The sequence below is a fragment of the Piscinibacter sp. genome, from assembly GCF_050175855.1.
GTDB lineage: Bacteria > Pseudomonadota > Gammaproteobacteria > Burkholderiales > Burkholderiaceae_C > Piscinibacter.
This window is the reverse complement of record NZ_JBFXIO010000066.1, coordinates 1-15378: the sequence shown is the minus strand read 5'-3', so window position 1 is coordinate 15378 and position 15378 is coordinate 1. Positions and strand designations below refer to the sequence as shown.

Sequence of the window (15378 nt, the reverse complement as noted above, 5' to 3'; positions counted from 1 at the left end):
CCGCCCACTCGAAGGGCTCGAGCAGCGAGTAGCTCAGCCACTGGCTGAGCTTGTGGAAGGGCACCCAGCCGGCGCTCGCGCCTTCGCCCCCGGCCGCCGGATGCGGCCAGGCATCGCCGAGCGGAACGCCGTGGAAGACCTGCCCGCTGGGCCAGATGCCGCTGAAGGCCTCGAGCAGCGCGCCGAGGATGCGCGAGGCCTGCACGTGATGATGAAGCGGCGCGGGCTGCGGATGGTGGTGGTGCAGCCGCGGCGCATGCGGGTGATGCGTCAGCGCATCGAACAGGTGGCCGGGCTGGCCGATCGAGGTGAAGGTCTGCGGCTGCGCGCGCAGCGCCTCGCCGAGCCGGTTCATCAGCGCGGCACGGCCGTCGAGACCGACCAGCGGATTGTCCGCGCGCACCTGGAAGATGTCGGCCAGCGCCGCGGCGTCGAGTTTCAGCAGGGCCGGCGCATCGACACGGCAGGGGTCGCCAGGATCCGACGAGAAGCGCCCGGCCAGGAAGGCGCGGAAGCTGGCCACGCCCAGCCCTTCGCTGCGGCCGAAGGACGGGCCGCTCCCGGCCTCGCGGTAGCGCCAGTCGGGCCCGGCACCGGCATCGAGCAGCACGCTGACCAGCGCGAGGTCGATGCGCGCGCGCGCCATCGCCACGGTGCTGCGGCCGGCGAGCTTCGCATCGAGCTCGGCCTTGCGATCGATGCCGCCGGCCTCGAAGTGGCGCCAGCGGCTGTGGTACGGGATCTTCAGGTCGGGGAAGCGCGAGCGCGTCAGCGTGGCGATGCGATCGGCCACCGCGCCGAGCTTCGTGCGGTCGAGCGTGAAGTGATCGGAGCGCCCGTCGGCCACGTGCGCGGTGATCGCCGCGCAGCGCGTGCGGATCGTCGCCGGGTCGCGCAGGGTGCGGACGGCGGCGTCGATCTCACTCAAGCCCGCGCCCCTTGACCGACGCCAGACGTTCCGCATCCGGCACCGAGCCGTCGGTGAAGTAGCCTGCGGCGATCTTCGCCTCGATCTCCACCTTCGCGTCGGCGGGCACCAGCGCATCCGGGATCTTCACGCGCTCGCCCACCTCGATACCGCTGCCGGTGATGGCGTCGTACTTGTCGTTGCTCATCGAGACCAGCCGGTGGATCCTGCGGATGCCCAGCCAGTGCAGCACGTCGGGCATCAGCTCCTGGAAGCGCATGTCCTGCACGCCGGCCACGCATTCGGTTCGCAGGAAATACTTGTCGGCGCGGTCGCCGCCCTCCTGGCGCTTGCGCGCGTTGTAGACGAGAAACTTGGTCACCTCGCCGAGCGCCCGGCCTTCCTTGCGGCTGTAGGCGATCAGGCCGACGCCGCCCTTCTGCGCGCCCTGGATGCACTCCTCGATGGCATGCGTCAGGTAGGGCCGGCAGGTGCAGATGTCGGAGCCGAACACGTCGGAGCCGTTGCACTCGTCGTGCACGCGCGCGGTGAGCGTGACCTCCGGATTCGCCAGGTCGCGCACGTTGCCGAACACGTACAGCGTCTGCCCGCCGATGGGCGGCAGAAAAACCTCGAGGTCGCTGCGCGTGACCAGCTCGGGATACATGCCGCCGGTCTCCTCGAAGAGCGCGCGGCGCAGGTCGGCCTCGCTCACGTTGAAGCGCTTGGCCACGCCGGGCAGCCACCACACCGGCTCGATGGCGATCTTGGTGACGGCCGCCGAACTGTCCTCGAGCAGGAAGGTGCCGTCGACCTGCAGGCGCTGGAAGGCCAGCGCCTGCTTGATCTCCGGGAGGTGGATGTGCGCCTTGGTCACGGCGATGGTCGGGCGGATGTCGTAGCCGGCCTCGAGGTAGTCGGCGAACACCGTCTGCACCGAGGCGCCCCAGGGGTCGATGGAGACGATCTTCTCCGCGTCGCCCCACTGTTCGTACGGCCCGATGGCGTCGGTGGGTGCGGTGTTGGTCAGGTCGGCGCGGTGACCCTTGACGAGATTGCCCGCGGCGACGGCCAGCGCGCGATAGACGCCATAGCTGCCGCTGTGCGTGCCGATCACGTTGCGCTGGCTGCGATTGCTGGTGGTGCCGACCACCGGGCCGCGCTCCAGCGCATCGGCCGCACCCCAGTGCAGGGCCGGCGCGCCGGTGGCGCCCTGGCCGGGGTGGGAGGTCAGTCGGATGTGGCGCGCGCCGGGGGCGGCGTTGTCGGTGGCCATGCGAACGCGACTCCAGTGGTGTTGAGACAGCATAGCTCTGCAAGCGCCATGCTGGCGCAGAATCTCGGGCCCACCCGAAGAATCCCGGCCTTGGACGACACGACCCCCGAGCGGCAGCTGCCGCACCTGCTCGCTGCCGCGCTGGCGGCACGATCGCGCGCCTACGCGCCCTACTCCAACTTCGCCGTTGGTGCCGCGCTGCTCGACGAGCACGGCCGCATCCACAGCGGCTGCAACGTCGAGAACGCCGCCTACCCCGAGGGCCTGTGCGCCGAGGCCATGGCGCTGGGGGCGCTGGTGCTGGCCGGCGGCACGCGGGTGCGCGCCGCGCTGGTGGCGGCCGACAGCACACAGGCGGTGACGCCCTGCGGCGGTTGCCGGCAGAAGCTGCGCGAGTTCGCCGATGACGGCGTGCCGGTGTGGTCGGCCGATGCGCACGCCGTGGTCGCGCGGCACGCGCTCGGCGAGCTGCTGCCGGCGAGCTTCGGGCCGGATCACCTGGGTCCCCGATGAGTCGTCTGAACGTCGAGCAGGCCGACCGCTGCGCGGCGCTGCTGCTGGCCCACCACCGCCGGCCGCGCATCGCCGTGCTGCTCGGTTCCGGCTGGGGCGCGCTGGCGCAGCGCGTGGCCGACCCGCTGCACCTGCCCTATGCGGCCCTGCCCGGCTTCCCCGACACCGGCGTGGCCGGCCACACGGGCGAGGTGGTGCTCGGCCGCATCGGCACACACGAAGTGGCGGTGCTCAGCGGCCGGCGCCACGCCTACGAGGGTGGCGATCCGGCGGCGATGAAGGGCGCCATCGCAGCGCTGGCCGCCGCCGGCGTCGAGCTGCTGGTGCAGACCAACGCCGCCGGCAGCCTCGACGAGCGCATGCGCCCCGGCGAGCTGATGCTGGTGTCCGACCATCTCAATCTCGTGCAGCGCTCGCCGCTGCTGCACGAGACCGGCGCGGAGCGCTTCGTCGACCTGCGCTACGCCTATGACCCCGCGCTGCGCGCGCAGGCCCTCGCCACGGCGCAGCGCCGCGGCATCACGCTGCACGAGGGCGTGTACGCCTGGGTGCTCGGCCCGCAGTTCGAGACACCGGCGGAGATCCGCATGCTGCAGCGCCTGGGCGCGCAGGCGGTGGGCATGAGCACGGTGCCGGAGACCATCCTCGCGCGCCACGCCGGCCTGCGCGTGCTGGCCTTCTCGCTGTTCACCAACATGGGCTGCGGGCTGCAGGCCGAACGGCTGAGCCATGCCAACACGCTGGGCGTGGCCGCGGCGGTGGCGCCGCTGGCGGCCGACCTGCTCGAGGCGGTGATCGCCTCGCTGGTGCCGTGATGGCGCGCACGCCGGCCGAGGCCGCAAGGCTGGCACTCGCCTGCCTGGACCTGACCACGCTCGGCGACGCCGACACCGAGGCCGAGGTGCAGCGCCTGGCCGGGCGTGCCGCGGCCGCGCCGGGGCGCGTCGCGGCGCTGTGCGTGTGGCCTCGCCTCGCGGCCTGCGCGCTGGCGCACGCGCCGGCCGGCGTGGCGGTGGCCGCAGTGGCCAACTTCCCCGACGGCGGCAGCGACGTCGAAGGTGCCGTGCGCGATACCGCACAGATCGCCGCTGCCGGTGCGCAGGAGGTCGACGTGGTGCTGCCCTGGCGCGCCCTGGCTGCCGGCGACGAGGCGGCCGCCGCGTCGCTGCTGCGCGCCGTGCGGCGCGAGTGCGAGGGCCTCGTGCTGAAGGTCATCCTCGAAAGTGGTGAGCTCGGGCAGCCCGCGCTGATCGACCGCGCCGCGCGCCTGGCGATCGCCCAGGGTGCCGACTTCCTCAAGACCAGCACCGGCAAGACGCCGATCGGCGCCACGCCCGAGGCCGCGCGGGTGATGCTCGCAGCGATCGCCGCGGATGCGACGGCCGCCATGCACGTGGGGTTCAAGGCCTCGGGCGGTGTACGCCGCATGGCCGACGCGGCGGTCTACCTCGATCTCGTCGAGGAACTGCTCGGCCGCGACGCGCTCACGCCGCAGCGCTTTCGCATCGGCGCCAGCGCGCTGCTCGACGACATCGAGGCGGTGCTGGCCGGCCAAGCCGGCCGGGCGGGCAGCGGCTACTGACGATCAGGCGGCCGGGGCCGGCCGGGCCGGGATCTTCAGCCCGCGCTGCACCGCCGGCCGCGCGAGGAAGGCGTCGAGCACGCGCTTGACATTGGCGAAGTCGGCAAAGCCCACCAGTTCGCCGGCACCATAGAAGCCGACGAGGTTGTTCACCCAGGGCCACATCGCGATATCGGCGATGGTGTACTCGGCACCCATGATCCAGTCGCGGCCGGCCAGGTGCTGGTCGAGCACCTCGAGCAAACGGCGCGACTCGGCCACGTAGCGGTCGCGCGGGCGCTTGTCCTCGTAGTCCTTGCCGGCGAACTTGTGGAAGAAGCCGAGCTGGCCGAACATCGGCCCGACGCCGCCCATCTGGAACATCACCCACTGCAGCGTCTGGTAGCGAGACGCCGGGTCCGCCGGCAGGAAGCGACCGGTCTTCTCGGCCAGGTAGACCAGGATCGCGCCCGACTCGAACAGCGCCAGCGGCCGGCCGCCCGGTCCGTCGGGGTCGATGATCGCCGGGATCTTGTTGTTCGGGTTGAGCGACAGGAACTCCGGGCTGAGCTGGTCGTTCTTGTCGAAGCTCACCAGATGCGGCTCGTAGGGCAGTCCCAGCTCCTCGAGCAGGATCGATACCTTCACGCCGTTGGGCGTGGGCAGCGAGTACAGCTGCAGCCGCTCGGGGTGGCGCGCGGGCCATTTGCGGGTGATCGGGAAGGCGCTGAGATCGGTCATGTCAAGTTCGCGGGAGCCGTGATGCATGACATTGTGCGCAACACACGGTTCACGACGCCGCGCGTTCAAAGGGGCGACAGGAACGCCGACTTTGCAGAGAATGGGGTCAACGCCCATAAACACGAAGCATGCCCGGCGCTCTCGATCCCTCCGGCGCATGACCCGCTACCAACCGATGCTTGCGCAGGAAATCATCCGCCGCAAGGTCCGCGCCCAGCGGCTCGATGCTGCCGAGGTGCAGGCCTTCGTGCGCGGCCTCGTCGATCGTTCGTGGAGCGAGGGCCAGATCGCCGCCTTCGCCATGGCCGTGTGCCTGCGCGGCATGAGCCGCGAGGAGTGCGTGGCGCTCACCCAGGCGATGACCGATTCGGGCGACCGGCTCGACTGGTCGCGCGCCAAGCTGAACGGGCCGCTGCTCGACAAGCACTCGACCGGCGGCGTGGGCGACAAGACCAGCCTGGTGCTCGCGCCGCTGGTGGCCGCCTGCGGCGGCGTGGTGCCGATGGTCTCGGGACGCGGCCTGGGCCACACCGGCGGCACGCTCGACAAGCTCGAGGCCCTGCCCGGCTACACCGTGACGCCGCGGCGGACGACGCTCGTTCGCGTGCTGCGCGACGCCGGCTGCGCCATCGTCGGCGCCAGCGCGCGCATCGCGCCGGCCGACCGGCGCCTGTATGCGATCCGCGACGTCACGTCGACGGTGGAGTCGGTGCCGCTGATCACCGCGAGCATCCTGTCGAAGAAGCTCGCCGCCGGGCTCGACGCGCTGGTGATGGACGTGAAGCTCGGCAACGGCGCCTTCTGCACCGATGCGCACAGCGCCGATACGCTGGCGCGCAGCCTGGTCGAGGTGGCGGTGGGTTCGGGCCTGCCCACGCAGGCGCTGATCACCGACATGAACCAGGTGCTCGGCACCACCGCCGGCAATGCGGTGGAGGTGCGCGAGGCGATCGACTTCCTCACCGGCGCGGCGCGCGAGCCGCGGCTGCTGCAGCTGACGCTGGCGCTGGCAGGCCGCATGCTGTGGCTCGGCGGCCTGGCGACCTCGCCGGCCAAGGGCGAGCAGCAGGCGCTGCGCGCGCTCGACGACGGCAGCGCGGCCGAGCGCTTCGAGCGCATGGTGGCGGGCCTCGGCGGGCCGACGAACGTGCTCGCGCGCGGCGGCGCCCACCTGCCTGCCGCGCCGGTGCACCGCGTGCTGGCCGCGCCGTGCAGCGGCGTCTTCGGCGCGATGGACACCCGGCAGATCGGGCTGGCGATCGTGGCGCTGGGCGGCGGGCGACGCCGTGCCAGCGACACGGTCGACCCGCGTGTGGGCATCACCCGGCTGTTGCCGCTGGGCACGGCGGTGAAGGCCGGCGACGCGCTGCTGCGCGTGCACGCCGCCAGCGCGGCCTCGGCCGATGCGGCGCTGCTCACCCTGCGCGACGCGGTGCAGATCCACGACGGCCCGGCACTGCCGAACCCGCCGGTGCTGCGCAGCGTGGTCGGGCGGCCGGGGCGCGCGGGCTGAGTTGCGCTAACGCTCGCCCTTGCGGTAGGGCTTCATCAGCGCCTGCGGGTAGGCCGCGCGGCGCGCCACCACCACCAGCGCCACGATGGCCATCGCGTAGGGCAGCATCAGGTAGAACTGGTACGGCACTTCCAGCCCGAAGACGCCACCGCCGGCCTGCTGCAGGCGCAACTGCAGCGCATCGAAGAAGGCGAACAGCAGCGCGCCGATCAGCGCCTTGCCCGGCCGCCACGAGGCGAACACCACCAGCGCCACGCAGACCCAGCCGCGGCCGTTGACCATGTTGAAGTAGAAGGCGTTGAAGGCCGACAGCGTGAGGAAGGCGCCGGCCACGCCCATCAGCGCCGAGCCGGCGACGAGTGCCGCCGTGCGCACGCCGGCCACCGACAGACCCTGCCCTTCCGCCGCCGCCGGGTTCTCGCCGACCATGCGCAACGCGAGGCCGGCCGGCGTGCGGTGGAGCGCCCAGGCGATCGCCGGCACCAGCAGCAGAGCCAGCAGGGTCAGCGGCGTCTGCGCGTTCAGCACCGGCAGCGGCAGCCACTCCATCGGTGCGAAGGGCTGGATGGTCGGCGGGCTGTCCACCTTCGGGAAGCTGACGCGGTAGGCATAGCTCGCCAGGCTGGTGGCCAGCAGCGTGATGCCCAGCCCGGCCACGTGCTGCGACAGCGCCAGGTTCACGGTCAGCAGCGCATGCAGCAGCCCGAAGGCCGCGCCGGTGGCCGCCGCGGCGAGCACACCCAGCCACAGCGGCGCGCCCTGGTACACGGCGAGCCAGCCGGTGAAGGCGCCGGCCACCATGATCCCTTCGATGCCGAGGTTGAGCACGCCGGCGCGCTCGCACAGCAGCACGCCCAGCGTGCCGAGGATGAGCGGCGAGGCGATGCGCAGCACCGCCACCCAGAAGGGCGCGGAGGCGAGCAGGTCGAGGGTCTCGGCGAACATGATCAGCGCCAGCGCAGGCGGTACTGGGTCAGCATCGTGGCGACCAGCACGGCGATCAGCGACACCGCGACGATCACGTCGGCGATGTAGGTCGGCACGTTGACGGCGCGGCTCATGCTGTCTGCGCCGACCAGGATGCCGGCGACGAACACCGCGGCGGCCACCACGCCCAGCGGATGCAGCGCCGCCAGCATCGCGATCACGATGCCGGAGTAGCCGTAGCCCGGCGACATGTCCAGCGTGACGTAGCCGGCGCGGCCGGCGACCTCGATGGCGCCAGCCAGCCCGGCCAGCGCGCCGGACAGCAGCGCCACCTTCACCTGCACCCAACCCACCGGCATGCCGGCGAAAGCGGCGGCGCGGGCATTGGCGCCCACGGCGCGGATCTCGAAGCCCAGGGTGGTGCGCGCCAGCAGCCCCCACAGCAGCAAGGCCGCGGCCAGCGCCCACAGCAGCCCGGTGTGCACGCGGCTGCGCTCGATCAGCTTGCCGAGCTGCAGCGCATCCTGGATCGCCACGCTCTGCGGCCAGCCCATCGCCAGGCTGTCCTTCATCGGCCCGTCGAGCATGGCCGAGACGAACAGCAGCACGATGAAGTTCAAGAGCAGCGTGGTCACCACCTCGTCGACGCCCAGCCGCGCCTTGGCCAGTGCAGGCCCGAGCAGCAGCAGCGCACCGGCGAGCATGGCCGCGGCCAGCATCAGCGGGAACAGCAGCCACGGGCTGGCCTCGAAGCCGGTGCCGCCATGCAGCCCACCCACCGCCACCGCGGCCAGCGCCCCGGCGTAGAGCTGGCCTTCGCCGCCGATGTTGAACAGGCGCGCGCGGAACGCCACCGCCGCCGCCAGCCCGGTGAGGATCAGCGGCGTGGCGCGGGTGAGGGTCTCGGTCCAGGCGAAGCGCGAGCCGAAGCCGCCTTCGAGCAGCAACGCATAGGCCCGGCCCACCGGCGCCCCGGCCCAGGCCACCAGCAGCGAGGTGATGGCCAGCGTGACGATGATGGCCGCCACCGGCGCGCCGATCAGCAGCGCGCGCGGCACGGCGGCGCGGCGCTCAAGCTGCATGGGCGGCCTTCACGTCGGTGGCGCCGCCGGCCATGGCCAGGCCGATGCTGGCCAGCGTCCAGTCGGCCGCCGGCCTCGCCGGACCGAGCCGCCCGTGGTGCATCACCGCGATGCGGTCGGCCAGCGCGAAGATCTCGTCGAGGTCTTCGCTGATCAGCAGCACAGCGCTACCGGCGGCGCAGGCGTCGAGCAGCTGCTGGTGCACGTAGGCCACCGCGCCGATGTCCAGGCCCCAGGTGGGCTGGTGGGCGACGATCAGCGGCGGCGTGGCGGAGGCATCGGGGTCGCCGGCCAGGGCACGCCCGAGGATCATCTTCTGCATGTTGCCGCCGGACAGCGACCGCGTCGTTGTCTGCAGCCCGGCGGCTTCAGTGCCGCGCACGTCGAAGCGTTCGACCAGGCCCTTTGCATGCGCCATCGCCCGCGCGCGGCGCACCACGCCGAAGCGGGCGAATGCCGACGAAGCGTAGCGCTCCAGCACGGCGTTCTCCCACAGCGGGAGGTCGCCGATGACGCCCACGGCGTGGCGGTCTTCCGGGATGCGCGCGATGCCGGCCTCGACGAAGGCCCGCGGCGAGGCCGGCAGCGCGCGGCCGCCGATGGCCAGCGTGCCGGCGTCGGGTGCGTGCAGCCCGCACAGCAGCTCGGCCAGCGCCTCCTGGCCGTTGCCCGACACACCGGCCACCGCCACCAGCTCGCCGGCGTGCAGCGTGAGGTCGACGGCGTCGAGCAACGGCCGGGCACCGCGGCCGCGCAGCGTCACGCCGCGCAGTTCCACGGCGACGGCGCCGCGCGCATGCGCCCGCTTGGTGGCCGGCGCCACCGCTCGGCCGACCATCGCCTCGGCGAGCATCGCCTTGTCGGCGCCGGCGGCGGGCAGGTCGGCCACCAGTCGGCCACTGCGCAGCACGGCGACGCGGTGCGACACACGCAGCACCTCGTCGAGCTTGTGGCTGATGAAGATCACCGACAGGCCGGAGGCCACCAGCTGCGCCAGCGTGGCGAAGAGCGACTCGCTCTCCTGCGGTGTGAGCACCGCGGTGGGTTCGTCGAGGATGAGGATGCGCGCGCCGCGCACCAGCGCCTTGAGGATCTCCACGCGCTGGCGCTGGCCCACCGAGAGATCGCCGACACGCGCGTCCGGGTCGGCCTGCAGCCCGAAGCGCTGCGCCGCCTCGAGCAGCCGTGCGCGCGCCGCGGCGCGCCGCGAGAACGGCTGCCACAGCGGCTCGGTGCCGAGCATCACGTTGTCGAGCACCGAGAGGTTGTCGGCCAGCGTGAAGTGCTGGTGCACCATGCCGATGCCGCTGGCCAGCGCGGCCTTCGGCTGGCCGGGCGGCAGCGGCCGGCCGTCGACCTCGATCGTGCCGGCGTCGGCCAGGTAGTGGCCGAACAGGATGGACACCAGCGTGCTCTTGCCGGCGCCGTTCTCGCCGAGCAGCGCCAGCACCTCGCCGCGGTCGAGGTCCAGCGAGATGCCGTCGTTGGCGACGAGGCTGCCGAAGCGCTTGGTGATGCCACGCAGCCGCAGGACAGGCGAGTCCAAGCGCTGTGCTTACTTCGCGGTGGGCTTGGGCTGGTTGTCGTCGACCTTGACCGCGAACTTGCCGTCGCGGATGGCCTGCTCCTTGGCCTTCACCTTGGCGGCCAGGTCAGCCGGCACCTTCCCCTCGAAGGTGCCCAGCGGCGCCATCTCGCTGCCCTTGTACTTCATGGTCGAGTAGATGCCGTAGTCCTCGGCCTTGAAGCTGCCGGCTTTCACGTTCTTGATGGCCAGGTCGATGGTCGGCTCCATGTTCCACAGCGCCGAGGCGACCACCGTCTCCGGGTACTTGTCCTGCGTGTTGATCACGTTGCCGATGGCCAGCACCTTGCGCTCCTTGGCGGCGTCGCTGACGCCGAAGCGCTCGGCGTACATCACGTCGGCGCCCTTGTCGATCATCGCGAAGGCGGCCTCCTTGGCCTTGGGCGGGTCGAACCAGCTGTTGATGAAGGTGACCATGAACTCGACCTTCGGGTTGACTTCCTTCGCGCCGGCCATGAAGGCATTCATCAGGCGGTTCACCTCAGGAATCGGGAAGCCGCCGACCATGCCGATCTTGTTGCTCTTGCTCATGCCGCCGGCGATCATGCCGGTGAGGTAGGCGGGCTCCTGGATGTAGTTGTCGAACACGCTGAAGTTGGGCGCCTGCGGCTTGCCCGAGCTGCCCATCAGGAAGCTGACCTTGGGGTAGTCCTTGGCCACCTTGCGCGCGGCGGCCTCGACGGCGAAGCTCTCGCCGACGATCAGCGTGTGGCCCTTCTCGGCGTAGCCGCGCATCACGCGCTCGTAGTCGGCGTTGGCGACGTTCTCGCTGAACACGTACTCGATCTCGCCGCGCGCCACGGCCGCCTTGAGCGCCTTGTCGATGCGGCTGACCCACTGCTGCTCCACCGGCACGGTGTAGATCGCGGCGACCTTCAGCTTGGCCTGGGCGAAGACGGGGCCGGTGGCCGCCAGGGCGAGGGCGGAGACGGTGGCGGCCAGGGTGCGGCGGCGATTCAGCGGCATGAGAGCTCCTTGGTAGGGGGTTCGTCGGGCAGGTGCGGTGCACCGATTCTGCCGCCGTAGCAAGAGCCGTTCCGAGCGAGACAACCCGCAGCCGGATCCGCCGCGGCGGTCGGGTTTGCCCGACATGGCTTGTGTCAAGTGAAGTTGACACAACGCAAATCGGCAGGCCGCCCCCGGGCGTACGTTGGCAGCATCCGTCAACGTCCCCGGAGTTCCCATGCGTATCCTGCTGATGCACCCCAACTACCACTCGGGCGGGGCCGAGATCGCCGGCAACTGGCCGCCCGCGTGGGTGGCGTACCTGACGGGCTACCTGAAGCACGGCGGCTACCACGACATCACCTTCGTCGATGCGATGACGCACCACCTCGACGAGGAGCAGGTGCGCGCGAAGATCGTCGAGCTGCGGCCCGACATCGTCGGCTGCACCGCGATCACGCCGGCGATCTACAAGGCCGAGCGGCTGCTGCAGATCGCCAAGGAGGTGAACCCGGCCATCGTGACGGTGCTCGGCGGCATCCATGGCACCTTCATGTACCCGCAGGTGCTGAAGGAAGCGCCGTGGATCGATGCCATCGTGCGCGGCGAAGGCGAGCAGGTCTTCCTCAACCTGGTGCGCGCGGTCGACGACGGCAGCTTCGCGCGCGACCGCAACGGCGTGCGCGGCATCGCCTTCGCCGACGGCGAGGGCAAGGTCATCGCCACGCCGGCCGAGCCGACCATCGAGGACCTCGACCGCGTCGCGCCCGACTGGTCGATCCTCGACTGGGGCAAGTACATCTACATCCCGATGAACCGGCGCGTGGCGATCCCGAACTTCGCGCGCGGCTGCCCGTTCACCTGCAGCTTCTGCAGCCAGTGGAAGTTCTGGCGCGACTACCGCGTGCGCGATCCGATCAAGGTGGTCGACGAGATCGAGAACCTGGTGAAGAACCACGACGTCGGCTTCTTCATCCTCGCCGACGAAGAACCGACCATCCACCGCAAGAAGTTCATCCAGTTCTGCGAGGAGCTCATCAAGCGCAAGCTCGACGTGCTGTGGGGCATCAACACCCGCGTGACCGACATCCTGCGCGACGAGAAGCTGCTGCCGCTGTTCCGCGAGGCCGGGCTGATCCACGTGTCGCTGGGCACCGAGGCGGCCGCGCAGCTCAAGCTCGACCGCTTCAACAAGGAGACGACGATCGCTCAGAACAAGAAGGCGATCCAGCTCCTGAAGGACGCCGGCATCGTCACCGAGGCGCAGTTCATCGTCGGCCTGGAGAACGAGACGGCCGAGACGCTGGAAGAGACCTACCGCATGGCGCGCGACTGGAACCCCGACATGGCCAACTGGGCGATGTACACGCCCTGGCCGTTCAGCGACCTGTTCCAGGAGCTCGGCGAGAAGGTCGAGGTGTTCGACTTCGAGAAGTACAACTTCGTGACGCCGATCATGAAGCCCGACGCGATGGACCGCGGCGAGCTGCTCGACCGGGTGATGAACAACTACCGCCGCTTCTTCTTCAACAAGGCGTTCTTCCAGTACCCGTTCACCAGGGACAGGCAGCGCCGCAAGTACCTGATGGGCTGCCTGAAGGCCTTTGCCAAGAGCGGCTTCGAGCGCAAGTTCTACGACCTCGGGCGCGTGGGCTACTGGGGCCCGCAGACCAAGAAGACGGTGCAGTTCGGCTTCGACGAGAGCCGCCGCATCGAGGCCGACACCGCCGATGCGCTGTCCCGCGTCGACGACGGCTGGGTGACCATGCACGGGCCGAAGATCGACATGCGCCGCCGCAAGGGCGAGGAGAACTTCGAGATTGCCAAGGCCGCCATGGCCTGCGGCGGCGGCACCGAGCAGCTCAGCGACGACATGGCGGCGCGGGTGTGAGCGTGCGCACGACGGCCGGAACCATCGGCCGGATCGGGCCCAACGCGATCATCCGCGTCGGCGAGGTGTTGCAGCGGCGGCTCGGTGCGGCCACCGCCGCACGCCTGTACGCGGCAGCGGGCCTCGCGCCGTACTTCGCCGAGCCGCCGAGCGCGATGGTCGACGAGGCCGAGGCCCGCCGCCTGCACGTGCAGCTGCGCAGCGCGCTCGGCGACCGGCTGGCCGCCGAGGTCTCGCGCGAGGCCGGCGTCGCCACCGCCGACTACCTGCTCGCGCACCGCATCCCGAAGCCGGTGCAGGCACTGCTGCGCGTGCTGCCGGCGCCGCTGGCCAGCCGCGTGCTGCTCAAAGCCATCACCCGCCACGCCTGGACCTTCGCCGGCAGCGGCCGATTCGAGGCGGTGGCCGGCCGGCCGGTGCGGCTGACGATCCGCGACAACCCGCTGTGCCGCGGCCAGGCCAGCGACCACCCGGTGTGCGACTACTACGCCGCCACCTTCGAGCACCTGTTCCGCGTGCTGGTGCACCCCGCCACGCAGGTGACCGAGACCCACTGCGAGGCACGCGGCGACGACGCCTGCCGCTTCGAGCTGCGCTGGTAGCGCCGCGCCCGCCGCGTCACGGGCCCGTCAGGGGCGCCACCTAGAATCGGGGCGCCATGAACCTGTCCGCCCTCACCGCCCTGTCCCCGCTCGACGGCCGCTATGCCGCCAAGGTCGCCGCCCTGCGCCCGCTGCTCTCCGAATACGGCCTGATGCACCGGCGCGTGCAGGTCGAGGTGGAGTGGTTCATCGCGCTGTCGGATGCCGGCTTCGCCGAGTTCAGGCCGCTGACCGAAGCCGCGCGTGGCCTGCTGCGTGGCCTGGTGGCACGCTTCTCCGAGGCCGACGCGCAGGCCATCAAGGACATCGAGCGCACGACCAACCACGACGTCAAGGCGGTGGAGTACTGGATCAAGAGCCGCCTGGAGAACCACGCCGAGCTGAAGGCCGCCGGCGAGTTCGTGCACTTCGCCTGCACCAGCGAGGACATCAACAACACCAGCCATGCGCTGATGCTCAAGGCAGCGCGTGCCGAGGTGGTCCTGCCCGCGCTCGACCGCATCGTGGCCAAGCTCACCACGATGGCCCACGAGCTCGCCGACGTGCCCATGCTCAGCCGCACCCACGGCCAGACCGCCAGCCCGACGACCGTGGGCAAGGAGATTGCCAACGTGGTGGCGCGCCTGGCGCATGCGCGCGGCCGCATCGCCGAGGTGAAGCTGCTGGCCAAGATGAACGGCGCGGTGGGCAACTACAACGCGCACCTCGCCGCCTGGCCCGGGTTCGACTGGGAAGGCTTCAGCCGCAAGGTGGTCGAGCAGCAGCTTGGCCTCACGTTCAACCCGTACACCATCCAGATCGAGCCGCACGACTGGATGGCCGAGCTGTTCGACGCCGTCACCCGCACCAACACCATCCTGATCGACTGGTCGCGTGACGTCTGGGGCTACGTGAGCCTGGGCTACTTCAAGCAGCGCACCAAGGAAGGCGAGATCGGCTCGTCGACCATGCCGCACAAGGTCAACCCGATCGACTTCGAGAATGCCGAAGGCAACTTCGGCCTGGCCAATGCGCTGCTTGCGCACCTCTCGCAGAAGCTGCCGATCAGCCGCTGGCAGCGCGACCTGACCGACAGCACGGTGTTGCGCAACATGGGCGTGGCGCTCGGCTACGCGGTGCTCGGCTACGACTCGCTGGGGCGCGGCCTGGACAAGCTGGAGATCAACCGCGAGGCACTCGCCGCCGACCTCGACGCCGCCTGGGAGGTGCTCGCCGAGCCCATCCAGACCGTGATGCGCCGCTACGGCCTGCCCAACCCCTACGAGCGCCTCAAGGAATTGACGCGCGGCAAGGCCATCACGCGCGAGGCCATCGCCGCCTTCATCGACACGCTGGAACTGCCCGAGGCCGAGCGAGCGCGCCTGAAGGCGATGACGCCGGGCAGCTACACCGGCGCCGCCGCGGCGCTGGCGAAACGGCTGGGCGGCTGAAGCCGGGAACCACGCGATGAAGTTCACCGACAAGCTCGCCGCCGCCGAACGCGCCAACGACTCGCTGCTGTGCGTCGGGCTCGACCCCGAGCCCTCGAAGTTCCCCGGCGCCTGGCAGCACGACGCCTCGCGCATCTTCGACTTCTGCGCCACCATCGTCGACGCCACGAAGGACCTGGTGCTGGCCTACAAGCCGCAGGTGGCGTACTTCGCCGCGCAGCGCGCCGAAGACCAGCTCGAGCGGCTGATGGCCCACATCCGCAAGGCAGCCCCCGGCGTGCCGGTGATCCTCGACGCCAAGCGCGGCGACATCGGCAGCACCGCCGAGCAGTACGCGCGCGAGGCCTTCGAGCGCTACCAGGCCGATGCGGTGACGCTCTCGCCCATCATGGGCTTCGATTCGGG

At 70.9% G+C, this 15378-nt stretch carries 15 protein-coding genes; 8 read left to right on the top strand and 7 right to left on the bottom strand.

Annotated elements, in window-relative coordinates:
• Positions 1-928 (bottom strand): DUF1688 family protein (locus AB7U92_RS07555; RefSeq protein ID WP_428575568.1); only part of this gene is annotated, 928 nt, incomplete at its 3' end.
• On the bottom strand, positions 921-2183 hold the full coding sequence (locus tag AB7U92_RS07550) for a GTP cyclohydrolase II (protein ID WP_428575567.1): 1263 nt from the start codon (positions 2181-2183) through the stop codon (positions 921-923). The genes AB7U92_RS07550 and AB7U92_RS07555, both read right to left, overlap by 8 nt.
• Positions 2184-2273: 90 nt before the next feature.
• Here AB7U92_RS07550 and cdd point away from each other — a divergent pair, with 90 nt between their 5' ends.
• The 3 genes from cdd to deoC are packed head-to-tail and all read left to right on the top strand — an operon-like array spanning position 2274 to position 4278.
• Positions 2274-2696 (top strand): cytidine deaminase, encoded by a 423-nt coding sequence (gene cdd / locus AB7U92_RS07545; protein ID WP_428575566.1) that lies wholly within the window; start codon positions 2274-2276, stop codon positions 2694-2696.
• A complete protein-coding gene (locus AB7U92_RS07540; protein WP_428575565.1) occupies positions 2693-3511 on the top strand; it encodes a purine-nucleoside phosphorylase in 819 nt (272 codons plus the stop codon). Before cdd ends, AB7U92_RS07540 begins: the two co-directional genes overlap by 4 nt.
• Complete coding sequence (deoC, locus tag AB7U92_RS07535) at positions 3511-4278, top strand: deoxyribose-phosphate aldolase (RefSeq protein WP_428575564.1); 768 nt, start codon at positions 3511-3513, stop codon at positions 4276-4278. The genes AB7U92_RS07540 and deoC overlap by 1 nt, the downstream gene beginning before the upstream one ends.
• A gap of 3 nt (positions 4279-4281) precedes the next feature.
• Here the strand turns inward: deoC and AB7U92_RS07530 are convergent, their stop codons facing one another.
• Positions 4282-4998: a glutathione S-transferase N-terminal domain-containing protein gene (locus AB7U92_RS07530; protein WP_428575563.1), complete on the bottom strand. Its 717-nt coding sequence runs from the start codon at positions 4996-4998 to the stop codon at positions 4282-4284.
• Between the two features lie 157 nt (positions 4999-5155).
• Between AB7U92_RS07530 and deoA the strand changes: the two genes are divergently transcribed.
• Positions 5156-6511, top strand: a complete 1356-nt coding sequence (gene deoA, locus AB7U92_RS07525; protein WP_428575562.1) for a thymidine phosphorylase — start codon at positions 5156-5158, stop codon at positions 6509-6511.
• A 6-nt stretch (positions 6512-6517) separates the two neighbouring features.
• Here deoA and AB7U92_RS07520 read toward each other — a convergent pair whose 3' ends face one another.
• The 4 genes from AB7U92_RS07520 to AB7U92_RS07505 are packed head-to-tail and all read right to left on the bottom strand — an operon-like array spanning position 6518 to position 11071.
• Positions 6518-7456 carry an ABC transporter permease gene (locus tag AB7U92_RS07520; RefSeq protein ID WP_428575561.1) on the bottom strand — a complete coding sequence of 313 codons (939 nt, stop codon included), beginning with the start codon at positions 7454-7456 and terminating at the stop codon, positions 6518-6520.
• A gap of 2 nt (positions 7457-7458) precedes the next feature.
• Positions 7459-8520: an ABC transporter permease gene (locus AB7U92_RS07515; protein WP_428575560.1), complete on the bottom strand. Its 1062-nt coding sequence runs from the start codon at positions 8518-8520 to the stop codon at positions 7459-7461.
• On the bottom strand, positions 8510-10066 hold the full coding sequence (locus AB7U92_RS07510) for an ABC transporter ATP-binding protein (RefSeq protein ID WP_428575559.1): 1557 nt from the start codon (positions 10064-10066) through the stop codon (positions 8510-8512). Before AB7U92_RS07510 ends, AB7U92_RS07515 begins: the two co-directional genes overlap by 11 nt.
• A gap of 9 nt (positions 10067-10075) precedes the next feature.
• Positions 10076-11071, bottom strand: a complete 996-nt coding sequence (locus AB7U92_RS07505) for a BMP family protein (protein ID WP_428575558.1) — start codon at positions 11069-11071, stop codon at positions 10076-10078.
• Between the two features lie 217 nt (positions 11072-11288).
• On the opposite strand from AB7U92_RS07505, the gene bchE reads away from it, so the two are divergent.
• The 4 genes from bchE to pyrF all read left to right on the top strand — a co-directional run.
• Entirely contained in the window at positions 11289-12941 is a 1653-nt protein-coding gene (gene bchE / locus AB7U92_RS07500; RefSeq protein ID WP_428575557.1) for a magnesium-protoporphyrin IX monomethyl ester anaerobic oxidative cyclase, read from the top strand.
• Positions 12938-13543 carry a bacteriochlorophyll 4-vinyl reductase gene (bchJ, locus tag AB7U92_RS07495; RefSeq protein WP_428575556.1) on the top strand — a complete coding sequence of 202 codons (606 nt, stop codon included), beginning with the start codon at positions 12938-12940 and terminating at the stop codon, positions 13541-13543. The genes bchE and bchJ overlap by 4 nt, the downstream gene beginning before the upstream one ends.
• 56 nt (positions 13544-13599) lie before the next feature.
• Positions 13600-14973, top strand: a complete 1374-nt coding sequence (gene purB / locus AB7U92_RS07490; protein WP_428575555.1) for an adenylosuccinate lyase — start codon at positions 13600-13602, stop codon at positions 14971-14973.
• 16 nt (positions 14974-14989) lie between these two features.
• The coding region (pyrF, locus tag AB7U92_RS07485) for an orotidine-5'-phosphate decarboxylase (RefSeq protein WP_428575554.1) at positions 14990-15378 on the top strand (389 nt) is incomplete at its 3' end.